Annotated in this window: 24 protein-coding genes and 1 pseudogene; 14 read left to right on the top strand and 11 right to left on the bottom strand. The window is 72.8% G+C overall.

Features of this window, described 5'->3' with window-relative positions; genetic code table 11:
* The 3 genes from KBX43_RS10860 to mca all read right to left on the bottom strand — a co-directional run bounded on the left by KBX43_RS10860 (nucleotide 1) and on the right by mca (nucleotide 3927).
* Complete coding sequence (locus KBX43_RS10860) at nucleotides 1-2490, bottom strand: bifunctional diguanylate cyclase/phosphodiesterase (protein ID WP_205798294.1); 2490 nt, start codon at nucleotides 2488-2490, stop codon at nucleotides 1-3.
* A gap of 222 nt (nucleotides 2491-2712) precedes the next feature.
* On the bottom strand, nucleotides 2713-2997 hold the full coding sequence (locus KBX43_RS10855; protein ID WP_043326501.1) for a hypothetical protein: 285 nt from the start codon (nucleotides 2995-2997) through the stop codon (nucleotides 2713-2715).
* Between the two features lie 48 nt (nucleotides 2998-3045).
* Entirely contained in the window at nucleotides 3046-3927 is an 882-nt protein-coding gene (gene mca / locus KBX43_RS10850; RefSeq protein ID WP_043326504.1) for a mycothiol conjugate amidase Mca, read from the bottom strand.
* Between the two features lie 238 nt (nucleotides 3928-4165).
* Between mca and KBX43_RS10845 the strand changes: the two genes are divergently transcribed.
* Nucleotides 4166-4600 (top strand): DUF4307 domain-containing protein, encoded by a 435-nt coding sequence (locus tag KBX43_RS10845; protein WP_043326506.1) that lies wholly within the window; start codon nucleotides 4166-4168, stop codon nucleotides 4598-4600.
* 144 nt (nucleotides 4601-4744) lie between these two features.
* Nucleotides 4745-5245, top strand: coding sequence for a transcription elongation factor GreA (gene greA / locus KBX43_RS10840; protein WP_043326508.1), 501 nt, complete (start codon nucleotides 4745-4747; stop codon nucleotides 5243-5245).
* Nucleotides 5246-5396: 151 nt separating this feature from the next.
* Here greA and ilvA read toward each other — a convergent pair whose 3' ends face one another.
* The 4 genes and pseudogenes from ilvA to KBX43_RS10820 form a co-directional block, all read right to left on the bottom strand.
* Nucleotides 5397-6617 (bottom strand): threonine ammonia-lyase, encoded by a 1221-nt coding sequence (ilvA, locus tag KBX43_RS10835; RefSeq protein WP_043326509.1) that lies wholly within the window; start codon nucleotides 6615-6617, stop codon nucleotides 5397-5399.
* Complete coding sequence (locus KBX43_RS10830) at nucleotides 6614-7444, bottom strand: DUF4328 domain-containing protein (RefSeq protein WP_233514582.1); 831 nt, start codon at nucleotides 7442-7444, stop codon at nucleotides 6614-6616. Before KBX43_RS10830 ends, ilvA begins: the two co-directional genes overlap by 4 nt.
* A gap of 147 nt (nucleotides 7445-7591) precedes the next feature.
* Nucleotides 7592-9011: pseudogene (locus KBX43_RS10825) on the bottom strand (amidase).
* 16 nt (nucleotides 9012-9027) lie between these two features.
* Nucleotides 9028-10170: a cystathionine gamma-synthase gene (locus tag KBX43_RS10820; protein WP_043326515.1), complete on the bottom strand. Its 1143-nt coding sequence runs from the start codon at nucleotides 10168-10170 to the stop codon at nucleotides 9028-9030.
* Between the two features lie 100 nt (nucleotides 10171-10270).
* On the opposite strand from KBX43_RS10820, the gene KBX43_RS10815 reads away from it, so the two are divergent.
* From KBX43_RS10815 to msrA, 4 genes are all read left to right on the top strand, one after another.
* Complete coding sequence (locus KBX43_RS10815; RefSeq protein WP_064447694.1) at nucleotides 10271-10597, top strand: hypothetical protein; 327 nt, start codon at nucleotides 10271-10273, stop codon at nucleotides 10595-10597.
* A gap of 2 nt (nucleotides 10598-10599) precedes the next feature.
* Nucleotides 10600-11292: a nucleotidyl transferase AbiEii/AbiGii toxin family protein gene (locus KBX43_RS10810; RefSeq protein ID WP_158559962.1), complete on the top strand. Its 693-nt coding sequence runs from the start codon at nucleotides 10600-10602 to the stop codon at nucleotides 11290-11292.
* Between the two features lie 124 nt (nucleotides 11293-11416).
* Nucleotides 11417-11830: an HIT family protein gene (locus KBX43_RS10805; protein ID WP_064447693.1), complete on the top strand. Its 414-nt coding sequence runs from the start codon at nucleotides 11417-11419 to the stop codon at nucleotides 11828-11830.
* Between the two features lie 76 nt (nucleotides 11831-11906).
* Nucleotides 11907-12566 (top strand): peptide-methionine (S)-S-oxide reductase MsrA, encoded by a 660-nt coding sequence (gene msrA, locus KBX43_RS10800; RefSeq protein ID WP_043326524.1) that lies wholly within the window; start codon nucleotides 11907-11909, stop codon nucleotides 12564-12566.
* 69 nt (nucleotides 12567-12635) lie between these two features.
* Here the strand turns inward: msrA and KBX43_RS10795 are convergent, their stop codons facing one another.
* Both KBX43_RS10795 and KBX43_RS10790 read right to left on the bottom strand, forming a co-directional pair.
* Complete coding sequence (locus KBX43_RS10795; protein ID WP_210884231.1) at nucleotides 12636-12989, bottom strand: hypothetical protein; 354 nt, start codon at nucleotides 12987-12989, stop codon at nucleotides 12636-12638.
* On the bottom strand, nucleotides 12986-13453 hold the full coding sequence (locus tag KBX43_RS10790; protein ID WP_043326527.1) for a hypothetical protein: 468 nt from the start codon (nucleotides 13451-13453) through the stop codon (nucleotides 12986-12988). Before KBX43_RS10790 ends, KBX43_RS10795 begins: the two co-directional genes overlap by 4 nt.
* Before the next feature lie 205 nt (nucleotides 13454-13658).
* On the opposite strand from KBX43_RS10790, the gene KBX43_RS10785 reads away from it, so the two are divergent.
* The 5 genes from KBX43_RS10785 (at nucleotide 13659) to KBX43_RS10765 (ending at nucleotide 20216) form a co-directional block, all read left to right on the top strand.
* Entirely contained in the window at nucleotides 13659-15449 is a 1791-nt protein-coding gene (locus tag KBX43_RS10785; protein WP_210884229.1) for an N-acetylglutaminylglutamine amidotransferase, read from the top strand.
* A gap of 2 nt (nucleotides 15450-15451) precedes the next feature.
* A complete protein-coding gene (gene ngg / locus KBX43_RS10780; protein WP_113972006.1) occupies nucleotides 15452-17290 on the top strand; it encodes an N-acetylglutaminylglutamine synthetase in 1839 nt (612 codons plus the stop codon).
* Nucleotides 17287-18471, top strand: coding sequence for an osmoprotectant NAGGN system M42 family peptidase (locus KBX43_RS10775; protein WP_030501323.1), 1185 nt, complete (start codon nucleotides 17287-17289; stop codon nucleotides 18469-18471). The genes ngg and KBX43_RS10775 overlap by 4 nt, the downstream gene beginning before the upstream one ends.
* A gap of 309 nt (nucleotides 18472-18780) precedes the next feature.
* Nucleotides 18781-19710, top strand: coding sequence for a ribonuclease Z (locus KBX43_RS10770; RefSeq protein ID WP_210884228.1), 930 nt, complete (start codon nucleotides 18781-18783; stop codon nucleotides 19708-19710).
* Nucleotides 19707-20216, top strand: a complete 510-nt coding sequence (locus KBX43_RS10765) for a GNAT family N-acetyltransferase (RefSeq protein WP_210884227.1) — start codon at nucleotides 19707-19709, stop codon at nucleotides 20214-20216. The genes KBX43_RS10770 and KBX43_RS10765 overlap by 4 nt, the downstream gene beginning before the upstream one ends.
* An 89-nt stretch (nucleotides 20217-20305) precedes the next feature.
* Here the strand turns inward: KBX43_RS10765 and KBX43_RS10760 are convergent, their stop codons facing one another.
* On the bottom strand, nucleotides 20306-21676 hold the full coding sequence (locus KBX43_RS10760; protein ID WP_043326537.1) for a cystathionine beta-synthase: 1371 nt from the start codon (nucleotides 21674-21676) through the stop codon (nucleotides 20306-20308).
* Nucleotides 21677-21752: 76 nt separating this feature from the next.
* The gene (locus KBX43_RS10755; protein WP_013474058.1) at nucleotides 21753-22109 is read right to left on the bottom strand and encodes a YkvA family protein; all 357 of its coding nucleotides are present in this window, start codon (nucleotides 22107-22109) and stop codon (nucleotides 21753-21755) included.
* 141 nt (nucleotides 22110-22250) lie between these two features.
* Here KBX43_RS10755 and KBX43_RS10750 point away from each other — a divergent pair, with 141 nt between their 5' ends.
* From KBX43_RS10750 to KBX43_RS10740, 3 genes are all read left to right on the top strand, one after another.
* Nucleotides 22251-23297: an SGNH/GDSL hydrolase family protein gene (locus KBX43_RS10750; protein WP_043326540.1), complete on the top strand. Its 1047-nt coding sequence runs from the start codon at nucleotides 22251-22253 to the stop codon at nucleotides 23295-23297.
* A 102-nt stretch (nucleotides 23298-23399) separates the two neighbouring features.
* Nucleotides 23400-24212: an SGNH/GDSL hydrolase family protein gene (locus KBX43_RS10745; protein ID WP_043326542.1), complete on the top strand. Its 813-nt coding sequence runs from the start codon at nucleotides 23400-23402 to the stop codon at nucleotides 24210-24212.
* 58 nt (nucleotides 24213-24270) lie between these two features.
* Nucleotides 24271-25533, top strand: a complete 1263-nt coding sequence (locus KBX43_RS10740) for an acetyl-CoA C-acetyltransferase (protein ID WP_043326544.1) — start codon at nucleotides 24271-24273, stop codon at nucleotides 25531-25533.
* The last annotated feature ends 8 nt before the right edge of the window (nucleotides 25534-25541 follow it).

Below are 25541 nucleotides of genomic sequence, written 5' to 3'. Positions count from 1 at the left end.
TCAGGATGCGCCGTCGGCGCGCAGCGGGAAGACGTTGCCCCGGGCGCCGTCGCGCAGCGACCCGAGCACCGCGGCGATCTTGTCGGCGGGCATCGGCTTGAAGAAGTGGTAGCCCTGGGCGGCTGTGCAGCCCAGCTCGGCCAGCGCGGTGCGCTGCTCGGCGGTCTCGACGCCCTCGGCCACGACCCGCAGCCCCAACTCGTGGGCCAGCCCGACGGTGGTCCGGACGATCGCCGCCGCCTCGGGCGAGTCGGCCATCCGGAGCACGAACGACCGGTCCACCTTCAGCTCGTCCACGGCGATCCGGGTGAGGAACGTCAGCGAGGAGAAACCGGTGCCGAAGTCGTCCACCGCGAGCTGCACGCCCATGGCGCGCAGCGTGGCCAGCACCTCGTCGATGATCTCCAGCTCGCTCATCACCACCGTCTCGGTGATCTCCAGGACCAGCCGGTGCGGCGGGACCTGGTGGCGGCGAAGCGCCTCGTCGATCTCGGCGGGCAGTCGCGGGTCGAGCAGGCTGCGCGCGGACAGGTTCACCGAGATGGGGACGTCCAGCCCGTCCCGCGCCCACGCGGACGCCACGGCCAGCGCCTTGTCCAGCACGTACCGGGTGAAGCTGCCGAGCTGCTCGCTGTTCTCCACCGGGCGGATGAAGTCGGCCGGGCCGAGCCATCCCCGGCGCGGGTGCCGCCACCGGATCAGCGCCTCCACGCCGGTCGGCGCGCCGGTGGCCAGGTCCACCGCCGGCTGCAACGCCAGGACCAGCTGGTCGTCGGCGGCCAGCGCCTCCCGCATCTCCGCGAGCAACGCCAGGTGGTCGGTGCTCGCCGCGTCGCGGGAGCTGTCGTACGCGGCGACGCTGCCGCCGCCCTCCTTCGCCTGGTACATGGCGATGTCGGCGCGCCGCAGCAGCTCGGTCAGGTCGGCCGCGCCCGCGTCGGCCACCACCACGCCCACTGCCACCTCGACGGACATCCGTACCCCGGCCACCTCGGTCGGGGCGGCGAGGCGTTCGGCGACCTCCCGGGCCTGGCGCAGCGCGTACGCCAGCGGGGCCGTCCGGTCCTCGACCATCGGCACCGAGGTCAGCAGCAGCGCGAACTCGTCGCCGCCGAGCCGCCCGAGCAGGTCGCCCGGCCGGGTCAGCGCGGCGAGGCGGCTGGCGGTGAGCCGCAGCAGCTGGTCGCCCGCCGAGTGCCCGAGCGTGTCGTTCACCTCCTTGAACTGGTTCACGTCGAGCAGCAGCAGGGCCACCGGGTGGTCGTGCGGGCGCTGCCGCAACGCCTGGTCCCCCTTGGTGAGCAGCGCCGCCCGGTTCAGCAGGCCGGTGAGCTGGTCGTGCACCGCGTCGTACGACGAGCGGGCGGTGACAAGCCGCAGCTCCCGATGCGTGGCGGCGTCGTGCAGGGCGGCGGCGAGCGCGTCCCCGAAGGCCGCCACGCCGTCGCGTTCCCGGGCGCTCGGCGGGGCGGACCGGGCGAACCGCACCCGCAGCCGGCCGACCTCGGCGGAGCCCACGACGAGCCGACGCATCAACTCGTGCTCGGCGACGCCGGCGCACCCGGCGGGTTCCACCTCCCGGTCCCGGACCTGCCCGCCACGGTCGGCCCGGTACCGGCGCCAGCGTCCCTCGCCCCGGGCCACGTCGACCTCGACCAGTTCGGCGCCGAACAGCGTGAGCGCTCCGGTCACCGCGGCGGTCGCCACGCCCCGCTCGTCGAGCTGGTTGAGCGCGGCGGTGGCCTCGGCGAACGCCCGCCAGGTCCGCCGTTCATGGTCGGCCCGCAGCCGGTGCCGGTAGGTCTGCTGGAGCAGCCAGAGCGGCGGCGGCAGGAGCAGCAGCCAGCGCGCGTCGAGTTCGAGCAGCGCGACGACCACCAGGCCGACCGCCACGTTGCCGACGAACATGAGCAGCTTGCCGCGCAGCGCGGCGAACAGCGGCGGCCCCATCGGGATGCCGTGCCGCAGCGCGAGCGTCACGGCGCCCAGGAAGGCGGTGGTGAGCAGGTACGTCACCGCGGCGGCGGTGAGCGTGAGCGCGAGCTCGGGGGTGGGCGCGGCGAGCAGCGGCGGGCCGAGGGCGGTCGCGACGGCCGCCGCGAGCGCGGTGGCGGCGGTGAGCGAGCCGGCGATCCCCGCCAGTTCCAGGGCCGGTCGACGGTCCGACACCACCGACATCACGGTCCAGGCGGTGCCCACGCCCAGCAGGGCGGCGGCCGGAAGCCAGCCGGCCGGCACCAGCCAGAGGCAGACCACCAGCGCGGCCTCGCCCCAGGTGATGCTCACCATCCCCGACGCGGTACGGAAGCGCAGCCGGGCAAGTTGGGCAACCGCGAACGCGACAGTGGCGATGCCGAACCGCGCCGGGCCGGGCAGCGGGTGGTCCACCGGGAGGTGTGGCGGGACGACCAGGCCGAGGACGGCGGCCAGCAGACCGGTGAACGCGACCGCGACGGTCAACACGACGACGCCCGTCGGCGTCCCGCGCAGGCCGACCCGGTCCGGGGGACGGTCGGCCGGCTCGGTGGTCACGGGGCCGCCCCGTCACCGGGCCGGGCGGAGGCATGGCCGGGGGCCGGTGCTGCCTTCGACATCGGCGTCCCCCTTCCGCGCAGGGTCCGGGGCCTGACGGTCCCCCCGGCGGAAGGCTAAGCCAAAGCCGGTGGTCGCAACAGGGGGCGACGACCGGCTTGGGCGTGATTCACGCGGTGTTCAGCTGTTCCGTCGCTGCTGGGAGCCGCTGGGCGTGTTCGTCGGTGAATCCTGCTCGACGAGCCCTTCTGTCGGATCGGCGACTGCGGAATCGGCCCGGCCCGGGGTGCCCTGGTGCGGGAAGCGGTCGGGCAGCCGGCGCAGCCGGGCGTTCATGTTGCGGATCAGCAGGACGGTGACGGTGGCCAGCGCAACGATGAGGAAGAGGCCCATCGGACCGGCCAGACCACCCGTGCGGGTGTCACCGAAGTTGTTCTGTGCGAGCACCTCGACGGCGGTCAGCATGGTGTTCCTCCGATGTGCGACTGCGCACCAGGGTAGACCCCGGCCCGGTCAGTGGGCACGGCACGCCTCCCGTACGCCCGCGAAGAGGTCGGACTCGGGCAGCGGGCTGTCCACCAGCGACCGGGCGAGTTGGAAGTCCTCCGTCGGCCAGGCGCGCTTCTGCAGTTCCATCGGCACCTGGAACCAGAACCCGTCCGGGTCGATCTGGGTGGCGTGGGCGCGCAGGGCGTCGTCGCGGACCGGGAAGTAGTCGGCGCACTCGACCCGGGTGGTGATCCGCGCACCCTTGTCGGGGCGCTCGTCCCAGCGCTTCATCCACTCGCCGTACGGCGATTCGAGCCCGGCTTCGAGCACCGCCTCGTGCAGGCTCATGATCTTGGCCCGGGAGAAGCCCACGTCGTAGTAGAGCTTGAGCGGCTGCCACGGCTCGCCCAGCTCGGGATGGCGCTCCGGGTCACCGGCCGCGTCGAACGCCGCCACGGTGACCTTGTGGGTCATGATGTGGTCGGGGTGCGGGTAGCCGCCCTCCTCGTCGTACGTGGTGACGACGTGCGGGCGGAACTGCCGCATCAGGCGCACCAGCGGCGCGGCGGCGACGTCCACGTCCTGCAGGGCGAAGCAGCCCTCCGGCAGCGGCGGCAGCGGGTCGCCCTCGGGCAGCCCGGAGTCGACGAAGCCGAGCCACGCCTGCTCGACGCCGAGGATCGCCCGGGCGGCGTCCATCTCGGCCCGCCGGATGTCACCGATGTTGGCCCACACGTCGGGGCGGTCCATCTTCGGGTTGAGCACGCTGCCCCGTTCGCCACCGGTCGCGGTGACGACGAGGACGTCCACCCCCTCGGCGACGTATTTCGCCATGGTGGCGGCACCCTTGCTCGACTCGTCGTCGGGATGGGCGTGCACCGCCATGAGACGCAGCTGTTCTGCCACCTTCGGCGCTCCTCGTCTGTGCCCGCCGACCACCCTCCGGTCGGCTGACCTGCCGGAATCTCCCCCCGCGCCCGCGAAAGCCCCCGTGACGGCCGGTCGGGGGCCGCCACCGGAGTGGCCAGGGCCACGCCCGCCGGTCCAGGCCGACCTGCCATCCTTGACTCAGCGCCGGGCTGGGAAGATGGACCTAGCCATTCTTGCCGATGCCGCCGACAACAACGCCAGGAGATACCCGCCGGTGAGCGAGACGCACGCCACAGTCGCCGCGGAGGCGCCGGTCTACCCGCCCGGCCGGTACGGCCGACGCCGGGAGCCGGGGCGCCGCCGGCCGGTCCTGCTCGCCCTGACGGTGGCGGTCCTGCTCGCCGTCCTCGGGCTGGGCGCGGCGAAGCTCTACTACCAGTACGGCGACCCGGAGTACCAGGGCGAGATGATCAGCTACTCCGACATCACCGACTCCCGGGTGACAGTCGACTTCCGGGTCACCGTGCCGCCGGGTGGCTCCGCCACCTGTCTGCTGCGGGCCCGCTCGCACGACGGCGCCCAGGTGGGCAGCATCGAGACCACTGTGAGCGCCGAGCCGGGCCAGCGCCACATCCGGACCCGCCAGGAGGTGCCCACGAGCGCCCGGCCGTTCATCGGTGAGGTGTTGCGCTGCCGGCCGGCCGGCTGAGCCGGAGCGCCGGCGAGCCGCCGGCAACCGCACCCCGGTCCCGTCGCCGGCACCGGGGTGATTGAGCACACCTCGACGTGTGCGGCACTGGTAGCCTTGCAAGTTCACCTGTCAGCCAGTCCGCACCAACCGAGGAGACCGCCTGTGTCCACAAATGGAAACGAGGCGCCCGCCACCTGGCTGTCCCAGGACGCCTACGACCGTCTGCAGGCAGAGCTCGACGAGCTGATCGCCAACCGGCCGGTCATCGCTGCCGAGATCAACGCCCGGCGCGAGGAGGGCGACCTGCGGGAGAACGGTGGCTACCACGCCGCCCGCGAGGAGCAGGGCAAGGCCGAGGGCCGCATTCTCTACCTCAAGGAGCTGCTGCGCACCGCCAAGGTCGGTGAGGCTCCGGACACCGACGCGGTGTCGCCGGGCATGGTCGTGACGATCTACTTCGACGACGACGCGGACGACAGCGAGACGTTCCTGCTCGGCTCCCGGGAGATCGCCTCCACCACCGACCTGACGGTGTACAGCCCCGAGTCCGCGCTCGGCCAGGCCATCCTCGGCGGCAAGGCGGGGCAGACCTGCACCTACACCGCGCCGAGCGGCGCCGATATCAAGGTGACCATCGTCTCCTTCGAGCCGTACAGCGGCTGACCTTCCGGACCCGCGCCGGATGGCTCGGGTCCCGAACCCGACCGAGGCTGACAGGCTCCTCGGACCCGAGCCGCACACCCGAACGCCCCGACCGGATCATCCGGCCGGGGCGTTCGCGTTCCGCTGTGACGTCGGTGTTCCACCGAGAGGCTCAGCCCTCGCCGGTGAAGACCACCTGGTAGCCGCTGGCCCGCAACGCGCTGATCAGGGTGTCCGAGTGCTCCACCCCGCGCGTCTCCACGGACAGGGCCACCTCCACCTCGCCCAGGCGCAGGTGCGGGTTGGCCCGCTGGTGCACCACGTCCACCACGTTGGCGCGGTGCTCGGCGATCTCGCCGAGCAGCGAGGCGAGCTGGCCGGGCCGGTCGACGCAGCGCACCGTGATCCGCAGGAAACGGCCGGCCGCCGCCAGACCGTGCTCGATCACCCGGAGCATGAGCAGCGGATCGATGTTGCCGCCGGAGAGCACCGCCACCACCGGCGCGGTCACCTCAACCGCGCCGGACAGCAGCGCCGCCACCCCTACCGCGCCGGCCGGCTCGACCACCTGCTTGCCGCGTTCCAGCAGCATCAGCAGCGCCCGGGAGATGTCCTCCTCGGAGACCGTGACGACGTCGTCGACGAGCTTGCGGACGTGGGTGAAGGTCAGCTCCCCCGGCCGGCCGACGGCGATCCCGTCGGCGATCGTCGCGAAGGAGGGCAGGCGTACCGGCTCGCCGGCCCGCAGCGAGGGCGGGAAGGCGGCGGCGCTCGCCGCCTGGACCCCGATCACCCGTACGTCGGGACGCAGCGCCTTGGCCGCCACCGCCATCCCGGAGACCAGTCCGCCACCGCCCACCCCGGTCACGATGGTGCGCACGTCCGGGCACTGTTCGAGGATCTCCAGCGCGACGGTGCCCTGACCGGCGATCACGTCCGCGTGGTCGAACGGGTGGATGAACACCGCACCGGTCCGCTCGGCGAAGGTCTGCGCCGCGACGAGCGACTCGTCCACCGTGTTGCCGACCAGCTCGACCTGCGCGCCGTACCCCTTGGTCGCGGCGACCTTCGGCAGCGGCGCGTTCACCGGCATGAAGACGGTGGCGTGCGCGCCGACCAGCCCGGCGGCGAGCGCCACCCCCTGGGCGTGGTTGCCGGCGCTCGCCGCGACCACGCCCCGGGCCCGCTCCTCGGCCGAGAGGCGGGAGATCCGCACGTACGCGCCACGCACCTTGTACGACCCGGCGCGTTGCAGGTTCTCGCACTTGAGCCAGACCGGCCCGCCGAGCGCGGCGCTGAGCGGCCGGGACGGCTCCAGCGGGGTGGTACGGGTGACACCGCCGAGCAGTTCCCGCGCAGCTTGAACGTCGGCGAGACCGACCAGTTCCGTCATGCCCCGATCGTGCCACCCGGCCCCGGTGGGATCTGCGCCGACGTGGCCGACGGCGCGGGCGGCACCGGCGCGACGGAAGCGGGCCGGTCGGGGTGCCCCGGCCCGCCCGGCTGACCCGGCCACGCCTGCTGACCCGGCCACGCCTGCTGACCCGGCCACGCGGGCACGGCCCGGGCGAGCCGGTCCTGCTGGGCGGCGGAGATCCGGCGGATCAGCACGACGAACGCGATCCCGGCGACCAGGCAGGCCAACGCCGGCACCAGCCGGGGCGCGAGCGCCTCCTCGTAGTAGCGCACGTACGTGCCGAACTCCGCGTCGTTGCGGGGCAGCTCGGTCAGCCGGTCGTACCGCTGCTGCTGCGCCTGCGCGACGAACCGGTCACCGATCAGGAACACCAGCCAGCTCACCCACCACACCCCGACCAGCCACGACTGGCGGCGCTGCCAGACGCTGTTCCGGAGCAGGTCGGCGAGCACCCGGGCCGGCACCACGAGGTTGGCGAACGGCACCAGCCAGCCGGCGATCGCCCACGCCGGGCTCAGGCTCGGCACGGCGCCCGGGAAGGCGTCCAGGTTCTTGCGCGCCCGCCAGGTCCAGATCACCACGAGCGTCCCCGCGGTCAGCAGGGCGAGCAGGTAGGGCAGGGTGAACAGCACCTCGACCAGCACCGCGCCGAGCAGCACGTCCCGGTCGAGCTGCTCGGCGGCCGAGCGGGCCATCCGCACACCAACCAGCGGGAACAGAGCCGTGAGCAGGTAGCACAGGGTGGCGGCGCCGACCGCGGACGCCCCGGCCACCGCCAGTCCGCGCACGCCGTACGTGGGCACGCCGGGACTCACGGCGGGTTGGCCGACGCGCGTACCGCAGCGCTGGCACTCCTCAAAGGCCGGGGACGTGGCGTCCCCGCAGGTCTGGCAGTTCATCGGGGACCGTCCGAGTTGGTGTGCGCGACAGGGTGCGCACACGCTAGACGATCACGCGGTGGCCGGCGACCCCGTTCCGACGCGGGGGTAGCCGGGGGCGTGCCGGGCCCACGGCGCCTGCATCTCGAACTTGAGCCAGACCGGCCACGCCGAGCAGCAGCAGTTCCGAGCCGGGCGGGCCGACGAACTGCACGCCCACCGGCAGCCCGTCCGGGCGGCGGCCGACCGGCACCACGATCGACGGCAGCCCGGCGATGTTCCACGGCGCCGCGTACGGGGCGTACCTGATGTTCGCCGACATGTTCGCCAGCCAGGAGCGGCCGGACCAGCCGGCGGCCTCCGGCGGCGGCCCGGCCAGCGCCGGGGTGAGCAGCAGGTCGATCGAGTTGTCCGCGAAGAAGTTCACCGACCGTTCGCGCCAGGCGGTCCGGTCGGCCTCCCGCACGTACCCCCGGCGCTGCGCCCACTCGCCGAGCGTGACGTGCCGGCGGCTGCGGCGCTGGAGCTGGCGCGGGGCGACCCCGGCGGCGCGCACGTCGGCGGCGGCCGCCGCGAACCAGGTGGCGATGCCCTGCAGGCCGAGCCGGGTCGGGTAGACCGGGTCGGTGGGCACGGTGTCGTGACCGGCGGCGGCGAGCAGGCGGCCGGCGGCGGCCACCGCGTCCCGGTTCGGGGCGTCCGGCGAGACGCCGCGCACCGGCGAGCGCAGCGAGACGCCGACCCGTAGCCGCGCCGGCGGGACCAGCTTGTCCGGCCGGCGGCCGGCCAGCACCGAGAAACCGACCACCGCGTCGGCCACGGTGCTGGTGAGCATGCCGTGCTCGGTCAGGCCGAACCAGTCGTCCGCGCCGAGCTGGCAGGGCACCACGCCCCGGCCGGGCTTGAGCCCGACCAGGCCGCAGCAGGCCGCCGGGATGCGGATCGACCCGAGGCCGTCGTTGCCGTGCGCCATCGGCACCAGCCCGGCGGCCACCGCGGCGGCCGCGCCGCCGGAGGAGCCGCCGGGGGTACGCGCCGGATCCCACGGGTTGCGGGTGGCAGCGGTGTCGTCGTCGGTGAGCGCCCACAGGCCCAGTTCCGGCATCCGGGTCACGCCCAGGATCACCGCGCCCGCTCCGCGCAGCCGCCGGACCACCTCGTGGTCGGCCTCCGCCACCGGTGTACGCATGGCGGCCGACCCGTTCCACGTGGGCAGGCCGGCCACCGGCGTGTTCTCCTTGACCGCCACCGGCACGCCGGCGAGCGGGAGGTTCGCCAGTTCCTCCTGCTCGTCGACCTTCTCCGCCTCGGTGATCGCCTCACCGCCGCGTACCGTGCGGAACGCGGCCAGGTCGGCGTCGACCCGGGTGACGTGATCCAGGTGGTCGGCGACGACCTGGGTGGCGGAGACGTCGCCACGGCGTACCGCCCGGGCGATCTGTTTCGCGGTCGCACCGACCCACGTCGTCGGCAAGATCTCCGGCACTGCCACCCTCCCCAGCCAGCGGTCAGCCCAGGGCCTGCTCCAGATCGGCGAGCAGGTCGTCGACCGTCTCGATGCCGACAGACAGTCGCACGAGATCGCCGGGAACTTCAAGCGGCGAGCCCGCAGCGCTTGCGTGTGTCATCCGGCCCGGGTGCTCGATCAGGGACTCGACGCCGCCGAGCGACTCGGCGAGCACGAACAGCCGGGATCGGTTGCAGATGTCCACGGCATGCTCCTCGCCGCCCGCCGCGCGGAACGAGATCATGCCGCCGAACCGCCGCATCTGCTTGGCGGCGACCTCGTGGCCGGGGTGCGAGGGCAGGCCCGGGTAGATGACCTGCGCGACCTTCGCGTGGCCGTCCAGGTAGGCCGCGATCCGCTCGGCGTTGTCGCAGTGCCGGTCCATCCGTACCCCGAGGGTCTTGATGCCGCGCAGGGTGAGCCAGGCGTCGAACGGGCCGTTGATCGCGCCCATCGCGTTCTGGTGGTAACGCAGCTCCTCGCCGAGCGCCCGGTCCGCCGCGACGAGCGCGCCGCCGACCACGTCGGAGTGTCCGCCGACGTACTTGGTGGTGGAGTGCACCACCACGTCCGCGCCGAACGCGATCGGCTGCTGCAGGTACGGCGAGGCGAACGTGTTGTCGACCACCAGCAGCGCGCCGGCGTCGTGCGCCACGGCGGCCAGCGCCGCGATGTCGGCGATGCCGAGCAGCGGGTTGGTCGGCGTCTCCACCCACACGATCCGGGTGGCGCCCGGGCGGATCGCCGCGCGCACGGCGTCCGGGTCGGAGACCTTCGCCGGGGTGTAGTCAAGCCCCCAGCGCTCGGCCACCTTGGCGAACAGCCGGTAGGTGCCGCCGTACGCGTCGTCCGGGATCACCACGTGGTCGCCCGGCTTGCAGACGGTCCGCAGCAGCGTGTCCTCGGCGGCCAGGCCACTGGCGAAGGCGAGTGCCACCTGGCCGCCCTCCAGCGCGGCCAGGCACTCCTGGAGCGCGTCCCGGGTGGGGTTGCCGGAGCGGCTGTACTCGTAGCCCTCGCGCGGCGCGCCGACGGCGTCCTGGGCGTACGTGCTGGTCTGGTAGATCGGCGGAATCACCGCGCCGGTGCGGGCCTCCGGGGCCTGACCGGCGTGGATGGCGAGTGTGTCGAAGCCGTGCCTCATGCCGCAGACGTTAGTCCGCCCGCTTCCCCTTTGCTCCCGGTAGGCCGGGCGCGCCTGTCACAACCAGGACTCTGTCGGGGTGGTCGGCCATACTGGTCCGGTGAGTACGACCGAGGCGCTCCCCTCCCGCCTGCACGGCGTCGCCGACCGGATCCCCACGTCACTGGACGACCTCAAGGGGCCCGAGCGCGGCCGGGTCACGCTGCCGACCCGCCTCGCGTGGTCCGGGCTCAGCGAGTTCGACGTCGACGACAGCGGACAGCGGCTCACGCTCTACCGCACGCTGATGGACTGCGGGCAGCGCGAGGACATCGTCCGGTACGTCAACCCGGCGCTCCTCCGGCAGGACTGGTCCCGCATCCGCAAGCTGACCGCGCACCGGGTGATCCGACTCTGGGAGAGCAGAATGCCGGGCCTGGCAGCCTAGCCGTGGACGAGTTGCACACGCGCTTGCTGCACGTCGGATTCCGTGCGGGTGACGACCTCGGTCTGGTACTCGCGGGTGGCTACGCACTCGCCGCGCACGATCTCGTGAGCCGACCGTCCCGCGACATCGACTTCGCCACCGCAACCGCGTTGCCGCTGCCCCTCGTGGCGGCGCGGCTGGCCGAGGCGTACCGAGCCGGAGAATTCGGCTGCCGGGTCGTTGAGGCGACGCCGCGGATGGCCCGGTTGCTGGTCGAGGGGCAGGGTTTCGCCTGCGAGGTCGACCTCTTGAAAGAGGCGATCGGGCCGCCGGCGAGGTTGCAGATCGGCCCGGTGCTCGCGCTGGAGGATGCCATCGGCCTCAAGGTCAGGGCGCTTCACGACCGCGCCGCGCATCGCGACTACATCGACGTATGCGCTGCCAGCCGGATCGTGGAGTTCACGGGACTCGAATCCTTGGGCGCCCGGCACACCGTCGCGTTTTCGCTTCACGAGCTGGCCGACCGACTCGGCGGGGTCGACGAGCTCGACGTGGAGACATTCGCCTCCTACGGTCTCGGCGAGGACGAAATCGGCGGACTCAGGCGCTGGGCCCGTCGGTGGGAGGCGGACATCCGGGCGCGCCTCGCCAACGGCGAGACCGGCCCGACCGGCATCCCCGACGACGACTGGGACGCCTACCTCGATCGCGCCTGACCTACGGCCGGTCTTCTCGTCGATCATGAGGTTGACGGTGGTCGCCGTCCGATTTGTCGCCGCCAACCTCATGATCAACGCTCGCCCGGAGGTGGGGTGGGCGGGTCGGGCCTAGGGTGGGCGGATGAGCGGGTGCGTGTTCTGCGGGATTGTGGCGGGCGAGGTGCCCGCGTTCCGGGTCACCGACGAGCCGGACGGGGTCGCGTTCCTGGACACCCGCCCGGTGTTCAAGGGGCACGTGCTCGTGGTGCCCCGCACCCACCTGGTCACCCTGTCCGACCTGCCGCCCGACGCGCTGCCCGGCTACTTCCGGCTGGTCCAGCGCATCGCCGTGGCGGTGGAGACCGGTCTGGACGCCGGTGGGACGTTCGTGGCGATGAACAACCGGGTGTCCCAGTCCGTACCGCACCTGCACACCCACGTGGTTCCCAGGACGAAGGGCGACGGTCTGCGCGGCTTCTTCTGGCCGCGTACCCGGTACGCAGGTGACGCCGAGGCCGAGGCGTTCGCCGGGCGGATCTCGGCGGCGCTGGCCTGACGTCGCGGTGGGCGGGTAAGGAACCGGAGGGCCACGCTGTTGCACACGCTGGGAAAGCCAAGAGAGGAGTCCCACCGTGTTCCTCCGCCGCATGAAGGCCGAGATGATCTCTCCTGACCAGGCCCTGCCGGGCCGCCCGATCGCGATGCCGATCGCCGACCGGCACGAGGTGCTGCCGTCGACGCTGAAGGGCCCGTTCCCCGAGGGCGCGCAGGTCGCTGTCTTCGGCATGGGCTGCTTCTGGGGCGCCGAGCGGCTGTTCTGGACCCTCCCCGGCGTGATCACCACGTCCGCCGGCTACGCGGGTGGCTACACCACCAACCCGACGTACGAGGAGGTGTGCTCGGGTATGACCGGGCACGCCGAGGTGGTCCAGGTGGTCTACGACCCGTCGAAGATCGCCTACGAGGACCTGCTCAAGGTCTTCTGGGAGAACCACGACCCGACCCAGGGCATGCGCCAGGGCAACGACGTGGGCACCCAGTACCGCTCGGCGATCTACACCACCACCGACGAGCAGGCCGCCGCTGCGAAGGCGTCGCGGGACGCGTTCGCGCCGATCGTGGCCCGGGCCGGCAAGGGTGAGATCACCACCGAGATCGCGCCGCTCGGCGACTACTACTTCGCCGAGGACTACCACCAGCAGTACCTGGCGCCGACGAAGAACCCGAACGGCTACTGCAACCACGGACCGAACGGGCTGAGCTGCCCGGTCGGCGTGGCCCGCACCGCGTAGCCAGACCGAGCACTGCCCATTCCATTCGGGCCCTCGCCCCTCAGGGACGGGGGCCCGAACGCACTGCGGTCATTCGGTGGCTCTGGGATGGCCGGTTCCGGCGTGCTTCATCCAGCAGGTTCGGGTCTGGTCGTCGACCAGGTACCAGATGCGGCCGCCGGCGGTGACCTCGTACTGCCACTGCGGCAGTGACCGCCCGTTGTGCACGGCTGTGGCGAGGGAGCCCTTGAGGGGGTGCTGGCGGCTGTTCGGCGGAGACGGGCACGGGTGCGCCTCGATCGCGTCGAACGCGCCGCGCGTGTTGGCCGCGGCCTGCCGGCACAGTTCCTCCCAGCCCTTCGCCGCGTCGTTTGTGGCGAACCGCAGGGCGTACCCGCCGGGCCGGGGTGGCGGGGCGGCGCGATCGCCGCGCTTCGCGCTCACTCGTCGGTCGGGCGCGTCACCGGCCCGAAGTCGTCGGCGCTGGGCGCGGCCAGGATCCGATGCAGGTCGGGATCGGCGTGCACCTCAGCGGTGTGCCGCCATTCGGTGAGCAGCTGGGACACCGCCGCGGTGCTGCCGACAGCCGCTGCGGCCTCGGCCGTGGCGATGAACTCGTCGGTCATCTGCTCGGCGTCCCCCTGCGGCAGGAACCGCATCCAGGGCAGCACAGTCGGAAGCGTCTCCCGGACCAGGGCCGGCTCTCGCCGCGCCAGGCCGGCCAGCAGCCGCGCGGTCAGGTCGACCACCTCCCCCTCGGCTTCAGCCCGCTCGGCGGACATCAGCACCAGGTCGGCGGCGTCGCGGCGACGGAGGCGCAGCGCCCGGGTTCGGGCCAGCCGTTCGGCGGTTTCCGTCGGCTGGCGCAGCAGCTCGGAGAACGGCACCGACTCCAAGGGCATCGACATGACATCAATACTACTTCAGAAGTAGCCTGCTGCGGCATTCCTCACACCCCTGCGGGTGCCGAATCCCGACATCGGGTGGAGCGAGGCAGGAACCGAAGGCGTGACAGGCAACCACGCTGCGTGACGGCGCATCGTAGCAAGCTGTCACACGTTCGTCATCGTCTCAACAGGCGAACCGAAACAACCTCTGGCAGCATTGGCTCGTATGTGCGGACTTGCGGGAGAGTTCCGCCGTGACGGTTCACGCGCCGATGTCTCGGCCGTGGAGCGGATGGCGGCCACGATGAGTGACCGAGGGCCCGACGACAGCGGCGTCTGGTCGCAAGGGCCGACCGCGCTGGGACACCGGCGCCTGAAGATCATCGACCTGTCCGCGGCGAGCGGCCAACCCATCGTGGACGCCGCCGCCGGGCTCACCGGTGTCTTCAACGGCTGCATCTACAACTACCGGGAACTACGCGCCGAACTGCAGGCCAAGGGCCACCGGTTCTTCTCGTCCGGCGACAGCGAGGTAGTGGTCAAGGCGTACGCCGAGTGGGGGCTCGACTTCGTCGACCACCTGATCGGCATGTTCGCGGTGGCGATCAGCGAGCGCGACACCGGCCGCCTGGTGCTGGCCCGGGACCGCCTCGGCATCAAGCCGCTCTACCTGGCCGAGAGCCCCGGCGTGGTCCGGTTCGCCTCGACCCTGCCAGCGCTGCTCGCCGGTGGCGGCATCGATACCACCATCGACCGGGTGGCGCTCGCCCACTACCTGAGCTTCCACAGCATCGTGCCGCCGCCGCGCACCATCCTCGCCGGCGTCACCAAGCTGCCGCCGGCCACGGTCCGGGTGTACGAGGCGGACGGCTCCACCCACGAGCGGGTCTACTGGGACCCGTCGTTCGGCCGCGCCGCCGAGCGGGCCGGCTGGTCCGAGCGGGACTGGCAGGACGCGCTGCTCGACTCGCTGACCACCGCCGTACGCCGCCGCATGGTGGCCGACGTTCCGGTGGGCGTGCTGCTCTCCGGCGGCCTCGACTCCAGCCTGGTGGTCGCGCTGCTCGCCGGCGAGGGGCAGGCCCGGTCCGGCCTGGCCACGTTCTCGATCGGCTTCGACGCGGTGGGCGGGCGGGAGGGCGACGAGTTCGTCTACTCCGACCTGGTCGCGAAGACGTTCGGCACCGACCACCACCAGATCCGGGTGCCCACCGGCGACCTGCTGCCGCCGCTGGAGGCCGCCGTCGGGGCCATGAGCGAACCGATGGTCAGCCACGACTGCGTCGCGTTCTGGCTGCTCAGCCAGGAGGTCGCGAAGCACGTCAAGGTGGTCCAGTCGGGTCAGGGCGCGGACGAGATCCTGGGCGGCTACCACTGGTACCCGCCGCTCGCCGGGGTGGACCGGGAGCAGGCGCTCGAGACGTACGCGAAGGCGTTCTTCGACCGCGACGCGGCCGGACTGGCCCGGGTGCTCAACCCGGCGTGGCTGGCCGACGGCGACCCGGCGCGGGAGTTCGTGGCCGCGCACCTGGGCCGCCCGGGCGCGCAGACCGCCGTCGACGCCGGCCTGCGGATCGACACCCAGGTCATGCTGACCGACGACCCGGTGAAGCGGGTCGACAACATGACCATGGCGCACGGGCTGGAGGCCCGGGTGCCGTTCCTCGACCACGAGTTCGTCGAGCTGGCCGCGAGCTGCCCGCCGGAGCTGAAGCTGGCCCAGGGCGGCAAGGGCGTGCTCAAGGAGATCGGCCGGCGGGTCCTGCCGCACGAGGTCATCGACCGGCCCAAGGGCTACTTCCCGGTGCCCGGACTCACCCACCTGGAGGGCAAGCTCCTCGACCGGGTACGCGACGCGCTCACCGCGCCCGAGGCGCGCCGTCGCGACCTGTTCCGCGCCGACTACGTCGACGCGCTGCTCGCCGACCCGAATGCCGAACTGACCCCGTTGAACGGAAACAAGCTGTGGCAACTGGGACTCCTGGAAATGTGGCTCCAGAGCCACGGAATCGACTGACCGTGACCGACACCCTCGCCACCGGAACGGCACGTACCGACCGGGAACGGGTGCTGGGGCGCCGCCGGGAACGCATCGGCCCCGGCGGTGACCCGGTCGCACCGGGTACGCCGGAGCAGCGGCAGCCGGAGCCCACGTCCACCGACGCCTCGGGCGTGGTGCTGGACTGCGGCTGGGGCCGGCTGGTGTTCGGGCAGACCTTCGACGACCAGGTGCACGTGGCCGACGTGCTGCGCTCCGAGGCGGTCGGCGCCCGGGACATCTGCATCTACCTGCGCGACCCGCACGTGCTGGTGTCGCGGCTGCCGGACGAGCTGTTCATCGACCCGTCGCTGACGTACCGGCTGCCGCTGGGCGAGAAGCGGCCCGCCGCGACCGAGGGCGGCGAGGTGCCCGGGCTGACCGTCCGGCCGCTGCGTGACGCCGCCGACGCGGAGGCGGTGAACCGGATCTACGCGCGCAACGGCATGGTCACCGCCCCGGTCGAGGTGCTGGTGGACAACGCCGGCACGGACCGGTTCCTGCACCTGGTGGCCGAGGACACCACGGGTGAGGTGGTCGGCACCATCACCGGCGTGGACCACGTCGCGGTCTTCGGCGATCCGGAGAACGGCGCGAGCCTGTGGTGCCTCACAGTCGACTTCAACACCGCCCCGCCCGGCACCGGCCAGGCGCTGCTGACCGCGCTCGCCGACCGGCTCGACGGGCGCGGCCGGGCGTTCGTGGACCTGTCCGTGCTGGCCGAGAACTCGGGCGCGATCCGGCTGTACGAGCGCCTCGGCTTCCACCGCACCGGCACGCTCTGCGTGAAGCGGAAGAACCCGATCAACGAGCGCCTGTTCCTGCCCGCCATGCCCGAGGGGTACGACGAGCTGAACCCGTACGCGAAGATCGTCGCGGACGAGGCGATGCGCCGCGGCATCCGGGTGGAGGTGACCGACCCGCACTGGGGTGAGCTGAAGCTGACCACCGGTGGCCGGACCATCCACACCCGCGAGTCGCTGTCGGAGCTGACCTCGGCGGTGGCGATGAGCCGCTGCGACGACAAGCGGGTGACCCGGCGCATCCTCACCGAGGCGGGCCTGTCGGTGCCGCGCGGGCGTACCGCCACCGGTGAGCCCGACGACGTGGCGTTCCTGAACGACGTGGGTCCGGTGGTGGTCAAGCCGGCGCGGGGCGAGCAGGGCAACGGCATCACCGTCGGCGTGCGTACGCCCGAGGCGCTGACCGCGGCCGTCGAGCTGGCCCGCCGGTTCTGCCCGGACGTACTGATCGAGGAGCTGCGCGCGGGCGAGGACCTGCGGGTCGTGGTGATCGACCACGAGGTGGTCGCCGCCGCGGTACGCCGCCCGGCGCAGATCACCGGCGACGGGGTGCACGACATCACCGAGCTGATCGAGCGGCAGAGCCGCCGCCGGGCCGCCGCCACCGGGGGCGAGTCCCGCATCCCGATCGACGACATGACCCGCGAGGTGGTGGCCGAGGCCGGGTACCGGATGCACGACGTGCTCCCGGAGGGCGAGGTGCTCGCGGTACGCCGGACGGCCAACCTGCACACCGGCGGCACGATCCACGACGTGACCGCCGAGCTGCACCCGGCGATCGCCGAGGCGTGCGTGACCGCGAGCCGGGCGCTGGACATCCCGGTCACCGGGCTGGACCTGCTGGTCCCCGCCCCGGACCGGCCGGAACACGTGTTCATCGAGGCGAACGAGCGGCCCGGACTGGCCAACCACGAACCGCAGCCCACCGCCGAGCGCTTCGTCGACCTGCTCTTCCCGGGTACCCGGGCACCGCAGCGACTCTGGTCGCCGGCCGGTGCGGCAAGCTCTGGGGCATGACCGCACGCAAGCCCCAACCGCTCAAGCTCGACCTCGACTACCTCCGCCAGGTGCTGGTGGAGCTGCTGGAGATCCCCAGCCCGTCGGGGCGCACCGACCACATCCAGCAGTACGTGGGCGAGCGGCTCTCCGCGATCGGGATCAGCTCCACGCTGACCCGTCGCGGGGCGCTGAGCGCCTGTCTGCCCGGCCCCCGGTCGACCGGCGCCGACCGGGCGATCGTGGTGCACACCGACACCATCGGCGGCATGGTGAAGCGGCTCAAGGAGAACGGCCGGCTGGAGGTCAACCCGATCGGTACGCACAGCGCCCGTTTCGCCGAGGGCGCCCACGTGCGGATCTTCACCGACGACCTGGAGCGGGTCGTCACCGGCCAGGTGCTGCCGCTGAAGGCGAGCGGGCACCGCTACAACGAGGCGGTCGACCTGCAGGGCGTCGGCTGGGAACTGGTCGAGGTGCGGGTGGACGAGCCGGTGCACGACGAGGCCGGGCTGCGGGCGCTCGGCATCGACGCCGGGGACTTCGTCGCGTTCCTGCCCAACCCCACCATCACCCCGAACGGGTACGTCAAGTCCCGCCACCTGGACGACAAGGCGGGCGTGGCGGCGGTGCTGACCGCGTTCAAGGCGATGGTCGACGCCGGTGTCACCCCGGCGGTCACCGCGCACCTGCTGGTCACCGTCACCGAGGAGATCGGCCACGGCGCGAGCCACGGGCTGGACCCGGACGTCGCGGAGATCGTGTCGGTGGACGCGGCGGTGGTCGCGCCGGGCCAGCAGTCCCGGGAGACCGCGGCGACGCTCGCCATGGGCGACGGGGTCGGCCCGTTCGACTACCACCTGACCCGCAACCTCGCCTCGATCGCCAAGGAACACGGCGTCGACCTGGTCCGGGACGTGTTCGACTACTACCGCTCGGACGTGGCCGCCGCGGTCGAGGCCGGGGCGCACGCCCGGGTGGCGCTGCTCGGGTTCGGCGTGGACGCCACCCACGGCCACGAGCGCACCCACCTCGACGGCCTGCACCAGCTCACCCAGCTGCTCTGCCTCTACCTGCAGAGCCCGCTGGTGTTCCCCGAGTGGGACGCCGAGCCGGAGGGCGACCTGGCCGACTTCCCGTCGCTCGCAGTGCAGCCGGCGAACGAGGACGGCCCGCGCGAGGGCCCGATCGGCCTGGACTGACCGGGCCTGTGATCGAAATCCGTTGCCGCGGCCGCCGCGAAGTGGATAGCGTGGCGGTACACGGGAAAGGAGGTGGTCCAGACTTGTATAGCAATCGGACTCGTGAGGTGGCTGTCCGCTAGCCGCTGTCCTCGACAGTGAAAACTCGCCCGCCGCGAGGCGGGCACCTGCAGGATCGTCGAGACCGTGTGGCAGCGGTGCGGCGAAACCACGACAGCCACCCGACCCCCGGGGTGCCGGCCCAGTCCAGCCGGCCCGCGCGCGAGCGCGGAAGCCCCGGGGGTCGCTTTTTGCGCTCGGGAGGGTGCGGTGTCCATGCGTGAGCTGGTGGTGCTCGGTACGGCCAGCCAGGCCCCGACCCGGCAGCGCAACCACAACGGCTACCTGCTGCGCTGGGACGACGAGGTGATCCTCTTCGACCCGGGCGAGGGCAGCCAGCGGCAGATGCTGCACACCGGGATCACCGCCACCGACCTGACCCGGATCTGCGTCACCCACTTCCACGGCGACCACTGCCTCGGGCTGCCCGGCATGATCCAGCGGCTCTCGCTGGACCGCGTACCGCGCCCGGTGGCGGTGCACTTCCCGGCCGGCGGCGCCGAGTACTTCGCCCGGCTGCGCCACGCCTCCAGCTTCTACGAGACCGCCGAACTGGCAGTCGAGCCGATCGACGCCGACGGGCAGCGGATCACCCTGGGCATCGGCACGCTGGAGGCCCGCCGGCTGCGGCACCCGATCGAGACGTACGGATACCGGCTGGTCGAGCCGGACGGCTGCCGGATGCTTCCGGAGCGGCTGGCCGCGTACGGCATCGCCGGTCCGGACGTGGGGCGGTTGCTGCGCGACGGCCACCTGGACCGCGACGGGCGCCGCGTCACCCGGGACGAGGTGAGCGTCGTCCGGCCGGGGCAGCGGTTCGCGTTCGTGATGGACACCGGGCTCTGCGACGGCGTGTACGCGCTGGCCGAGCACGCCGACCTGCTGGTGATCGAGTCGACGTTCCTGGAGTCGGAGGCGGCGCTCGCCGCCGAGGTCGGGCACCTCACCGCCGGCCAGGCCGCGCGGGTCGCGGCCGAGTCGGGGGTACGCACGCTCGTGCTCACCCACTTCTCCCAGCGGTACGCCGACCCGCGCCGCTTCCACGACGAGGCCCGGGAACACTTCACCGGTGATCTGGTGGTCGCCGAGGATCTCCAGACGGTGCAGGTGCCGCCCCGGCGGGTACCGTCGCCCGGGTGACGATCTCCCTACGTTCCGCGACCGAGGCCGACCTGATGGCGGTCGGCGCCCTGCACCAGCGTTCCCGGGTGGCGGCGTACTCGTCGTTCCTGCCGCCCGAGGCGCTGGCCGACCCGACGCCGGAGGCGATGGGCCGCTACTGGGTGGAACGGCTGACCTGGGAGGGCGCGGACCACCGGATGACGGTGGCCGAGCGGGACGGGAAGCTGGTGGGCTTCAGCTACCTCGGGCCCGACGACGAGGGCGACCCGGCGACCGGGCTGCTCAACGCGATCCACCTGGAGCCGACCGAGCGGGGCCGGGGCACCGGACGGGCGCTGATGGTGGACGCGCTGGACGCGATGCGGGCCCGGGGCTGGACGCGCGCGGTGCTGTGGGTGCTGCGGGACAACGCCCACGCGCGCCGTTTCTACGAGCGCGGCGGCTGGACCGCCACCGGTGATGAGCGGGACGAACACATCGGCCGGGTGCTCGTCCCCCAGCTCCGCTACGCCCGCCGCTTGTAAGGAAGGGCCCCTTATTAACGCCTCCGGTAGAGGAAGGGCCCCCTTTTAACACCGCGGTGTTAAAAGGGGGCCCTTCCTTAGAAGCAGGGTCAGCGGGCGCCGAGGTGGGCCAGCAGGTCCTGGCGGGTCAGCACGCCCTTGGGCTTGCCGTCGACCAGCACCAGCGCCGCGTCCGCCTTCTCCAGCAGCCCGACCGCCTCGCTCACCGGCTGCCCGCCGCCGATCATCGGCAGCGGCTCGCCCATGTGCCGCTCGATCGTGTCGTGCAGGTGGGCCTGGCCGGTGAACAGCGCGTCGAGCAGGTCCTTCTCGGCGATCGAACCGGCCACCTCACCGGTCACCACCGGCGGCTCGGCCTTGAGCACCGGGAGCTGCGAGACGCCGTACTCGCGCATGTAGTCGATCGCGTCGCGGACCGTCTCGGTCGGGTGCACGTGCACCAGCTCGGGCAGGCCACCGGGCTTGCCGGCGAGCGCGTCGGCCACCGTCGGCTCGGTGCCCGAGTCGTCCAGGAAGCCGTACCGGGCCATCCACTTGTCGTTGAAGATCTTCGACAGGTAGCCCCGGCCGCCGTCCGGCAGCAGCACCACGATCACGTCGTCCGGGCCGGCCTTGCGGGCCACCTCCAGCGCGCCCACCACGGCCATGCCGCAGGAGCCGCCGACCAGCAGACCCTCCTCGCGGGCGAGCCGGCGGGTCATCTCGAAGGACTCCTTGTCCGACACCTCGACGATCTCGTCGGCGATCTTCCGGTCGTACGTCTCCGGCCAGAAGTCCTCACCGACGCCCTCGACCAGGTACGGCCGGCCGGTGCCGCCGGAGTAGACCGAGCCCTCCGGGTCCGCGCCGATCACCTTGACCCGGCCCTCGGACGCCTCCTTGAGGTAGCGGCCGATGCCGGAGATGGTGCCGCCGGTGCCGACGCCCGCCACGAAGTGGGTGATCCTGCCCTCGGTCTGCTTCCACAGCTCCGGGCCGGTGGTCTCGTAGTGCGAGCGCGGGTTGGCCGGGTTGCTGTACTGGTTGGGCTTCCACGCGCCGGGGATCTCCCGGGCCAGCCGGTCGGACACGTTGTAGTAGGAGCGCGGGTCCTCCGGCGCGACGGCGGTCGGGCAGACCACCACCTCGGCGCCGTACGCGCGCAGCACGTCCTGCTTGTCCTGGCTGACCTTGTCCGGGCAGACGAAGACGCAGCGGTAGCCCTTGAGCTGGGCCACCAGGGCCAGCCCGACGCCGGTGTTGCCGCTGGTCGGCTCCACGATCGTGCCGCCCGGCCGCAGGATGCCCGCCTTCTCGGCGTCCTCCACCATGCGCATCGCGATCCGGTCCTTGACCGAGCCGCCCGGATTGACGTACTCCACCTTCGCCAGCACGGTGGCCTGGATGCCCTCGGTGACGTTGCGCAGGCGGACCAGCGGGGTGTTGCCGATCAGCTCGACGACGTTGTCGTAGTACTGCACCTCGTTGTGCCCTTCGTCGCGCCGCCGTCGTGGGGCGGTCGGTCAGCCGTCAGTTCGCCGATCAGCGTACGTGCCGTCAGGGCACCACATGCCCCGGGATGACCGAGCTGCGACGTGCCTCCCACTCCAGGAACCGTTCGGTCTCGGCGAGCACGCTGCCGGCCAGCCAGGTGACCATCACCGCGTCGTCGGCCAGCCCGAAGATCGCCAGCGGAATCTCCGGCAGCAGGTCGATCGGGCTGACGATGTACGCGGTCGCGCCGGCCATCAGCGCCAGGCGCAGGCCGCCGTCGTACTCGCCCCTGGTGGTGGCGCGGATCATCCTCGGCAGCGCCGCCAGCCGGGCCCCGAGCGACGGCCCGCCCCGCGTACCGGCCGCCAGCGCCCGGGCCAGCGCGGCGAACGCGGCGCTGCGCTTCAACGTCTTCCCCATGTCTTCGCCCCTCTCCGCCCGACCATGGTGCGGCCCGGGGGCAAGCCCGCGTCCGCCACCCCCATCGGTACCCAGTCCGGGCGCCGCCCAGCCATCCGATCAAGGACAGCAGTGGTCGTACCGGCGCGATACTGTCGGTTCATGGGGGACGCTGGTTCCGTCGCGCCGGTCCACTGGCAGCGCGTCCGGCAGATCGCCCGCCTCGCGGCGATCGGCACGGGCGCCACGGTGGCGGCCACCGCCGCCACCGGCGGGGTGCTGCTCGGCCAGGCCCGGCAGGCCCGGCGCACCATCCCGATGGCGCAGGCCCCGCCACCGCGCTGCGACGGCGTGTACGGCGCGAAGCTGCCCGGCCCGCCGGTCACCATGGTCATCCTGGGCGACTCCTCGGCAGCCGGCTACGGCGTGCACAGGCGCCGGGAGACACCGGGCTCGCTGCTGGCCACCGGGCTGTCCCGCCGCCTGCACCGGCCGGTACGCCTGCACCGGTTCGCCGTGGTGGGCGCGCTCTCGTCCGGGCTGAAACCGCAGGTCGAGTCCGCCCTGGAGGTCGAGCCGGACGTGGCGGTGATCCTGGTGGGCGGCAACGACGTCACCAACCGCACGCCGCCGGGGCTGGCCGTGCGCTACCTGGTCGACGCGGTCCGCACGCTGCGGGCGGCCGGCTGCGAGGTGGTCGTCGGCACCTGTCCCGACCTGGGCACCATCCGGCCGATCCAGCCGCCGCTGCGCTGGCTGGCCCGGCGCTGGAGCCGCCAGCTCGCGGCCGCGCAGACGGTGGGCGTGGTCGAGGCCGGCGGCCGGGCCGTCTCACTCGGCGACATGCTCGGGCCGCGGTTCGCCGCCGAGCCCGCCCGGATGTTCGCCTGGGACCGGTTCCACCCCTCCGCCGAGGGGTACGCGATAGCCGCGGCGGCGTTGCTGCCCACCGTGCTGTCCGCGCTGGGCGCGGTCCCGGAACGCAGGCCTGTCCTGCCCGGCGTGGAAGGCGTACGGTCGCTCCCGGAGGCGGCTCACGAGGCGGCCCGGCACGCCGGCACGGAGGTCAGCGGCGCCCAGCTCCGGGGCCGCGACCGCGGGCCCGGCGGACGCTGGGCGCAGCTTCGCCGACGGGCCTTCTTCGGCGTCGGCGCGCTGCCCCCGACCGGCAGCGCCGCCGACTCGGCCACCCTGGAGGAAACGGCATGAGCGAGCGAAGCGGAGTGCTGTCATGAGCGAGCGCAGCGAGCGAATCGGCCAGCTCAGCGCAAACGTGCCTCATGACGGCACGGAGCGAAGCGGAGTGCTGTCATGAGCGAGCGGAACGAGGTGGCCCGGTGGGGCCGGGCGGCGGCCCTGTCGCTGCTGGCCGGCACGGTGGGCGGCGCGGCGGTCCTCGCCGGGCAGGCCATCGCCGCCCGCAGCCGGGAGTACGCCCAGCCCGAGCTGGGTCTGGTGTTGCGCGCGACGGTCGGCCGGGCGGACGCGCCGCCGCTGCGCCTGGTGCTGCTCGGCGACTCGTCGGCGCTCGGTGTCGGCGTCGACCGCTTCGAGGAGACGATCGGCGGTCAGCTCGCGAACCTGCTCGCCGAGGGGCCGCACGGCCGCCGGGTGCATCTGTCCAGCGTCGGGGTCTCCGGCTCCCGCGCCACCGACCTGGCCACCCAGGTGGCCCGGGCGCTGCTCGGCGAGCGGCCCGACGTGGCGGTGGTGCTGATCGGGGCGAACGACGCGACGGCGCTGAGCCGCCCGGGTGACGCGGCCGCCTATCTCGGCTCGGCGGTGCGCCGGCTGCGGGAAGCGCACGTCGAGGTGGTGGTGGGCACCTGCCCCGACCTCGGCGCGGTACGCGCGGTCGCCGCCCCGCTGCGTCAGGTGCTCGGCTGGTCCGGCCGGCGGATGGCACGGGCCCAGACAGCGGCCGTGCTGGACGCCGGTGGCACGGTTGTCGACCTGGGCACCGAGACGGGCCCGGTGTTCCGCGCGGATGCCGGCACGCTCTGCCGCGACGGCTTCCACCCGTCCGCCGACGGCTACCGGGTCTGGGCGCACGCCCTGCTGCCGGCGGTCGAGGCGGCGGCGACTGTCGCGTTCCGGCACCACCGCCGACCGCCCACGGGGTGACATTTCCCGCCCGCCGCACACCTTCCCGCGCATGTTACCGGCGCGTTAACGTTGGCTCATGCCGATTGAGTCGCCCCGCGACGCCGTCATCGTCGCCACCGCCCGGTCCCCCATCGGCCGCGCGTTCAAGGGTTCCCTCCGCGAGGTCCGCCCGGACGACCTCGCCGCCACCATCGTCCAGGCCGCCCTCGACAAGGTTCCGGCGCTCGATCCCACCACCATCGACGACCTCTACCTCGGGTGCGGCCTGCCCGGCGGCGAGCAGGGCTTCAACATGGCCCGGGTGGTCGCCACGCTGATGGGCCTGGACGGCCTGCCGGGCGCCACGCTGACCCGCTACTGCGCGTCCTCGCTCCAGACCACGCGGATGGCGATGCACGCGATCCGGGCCGGTGAGGGCGACGTGTTCATCTCCGCCGGTGTGGAGATGGTCTCCCGGTACGCCCGGGGCAACTCGGACACGCTGCCGCCGGAGGCGCAGGCGCTGGTCGGCGGCGGCTGGGAGAACCCCCGCTTCGCCGAGGCCCGGGAGCGTTCCGCGGCCCGCGCCCAGGGCGGCGCCGAGGTGTGGGCCGACCCGCGCGAAGCCGGGCAGCTCCCCGACATCTACCTCGCCATGGGGCAGACCGCGGAGAACCTGGCCCAGGTGTACGACGTGACCCGCGAGGACATGGACGCGTTCGGCGTCCGCAGCCAGAACCTCGCGGAGAAGGCGATCGCGGACGGCTTCTGGGCCCGCGAGATCACCCCGGTCACCACGCCGGACGGCACGGTGGTCAGCACCGACGACGGCCCGCGTGCCGGGGTGACCCTGGAGGCCGTGGCCGGTCTGAAGCCGGTGTTCCGCCCGGACGGCCGGATCACCGCCGGCAACTGCTGCCCGCTCAACGACGGCGCCGCCGCAGTAGTGATCATGAGCGCCGAGCGGGCGTCCGAGCTGGGTCTCACCCCGCTGGCCCGGATCGTCTCCACCGGCGTCAGCGCGCTCTCTCCCGAGATCATGGGCCTGGGCCCGGTCGAGGCGTCGAAGCAGGCGCTGAAGCGGGCCGGCATGACCATCGACGACGTCGACCTGGTCGAGATCAACGAGGCGTTCGCCGCGCAGGTGATCCCCTCGTACCGGCAGCTCGGCATCCCGGAGGAGAAGCTGAACGTCGCCGGTGGCGCGATCGCCGTCGGCCACCCGTTCGGCATGACCGGCGCCCGGATCACCGGCACGCTGCTCAACGCGCTGGAGTGGCACGACAAGACCATCGGTCTGGAGACCATGTGCGTCGGCGGCGGCCAGGGCATGGCGATGGTGCTGGAGCGACTGAGCTGAAACCGGTT

The sequence above is a fragment of the Micromonospora sp. C41 genome, from assembly GCF_018070485.1.
GTDB lineage: Bacteria > Actinomycetota > Actinomycetes > Mycobacteriales > Micromonosporaceae > Micromonospora > Micromonospora chalcea.
Note: the sequence above shows the minus strand (reverse complement) of the source record. Positions and strands in the feature narration are given on the sequence as shown.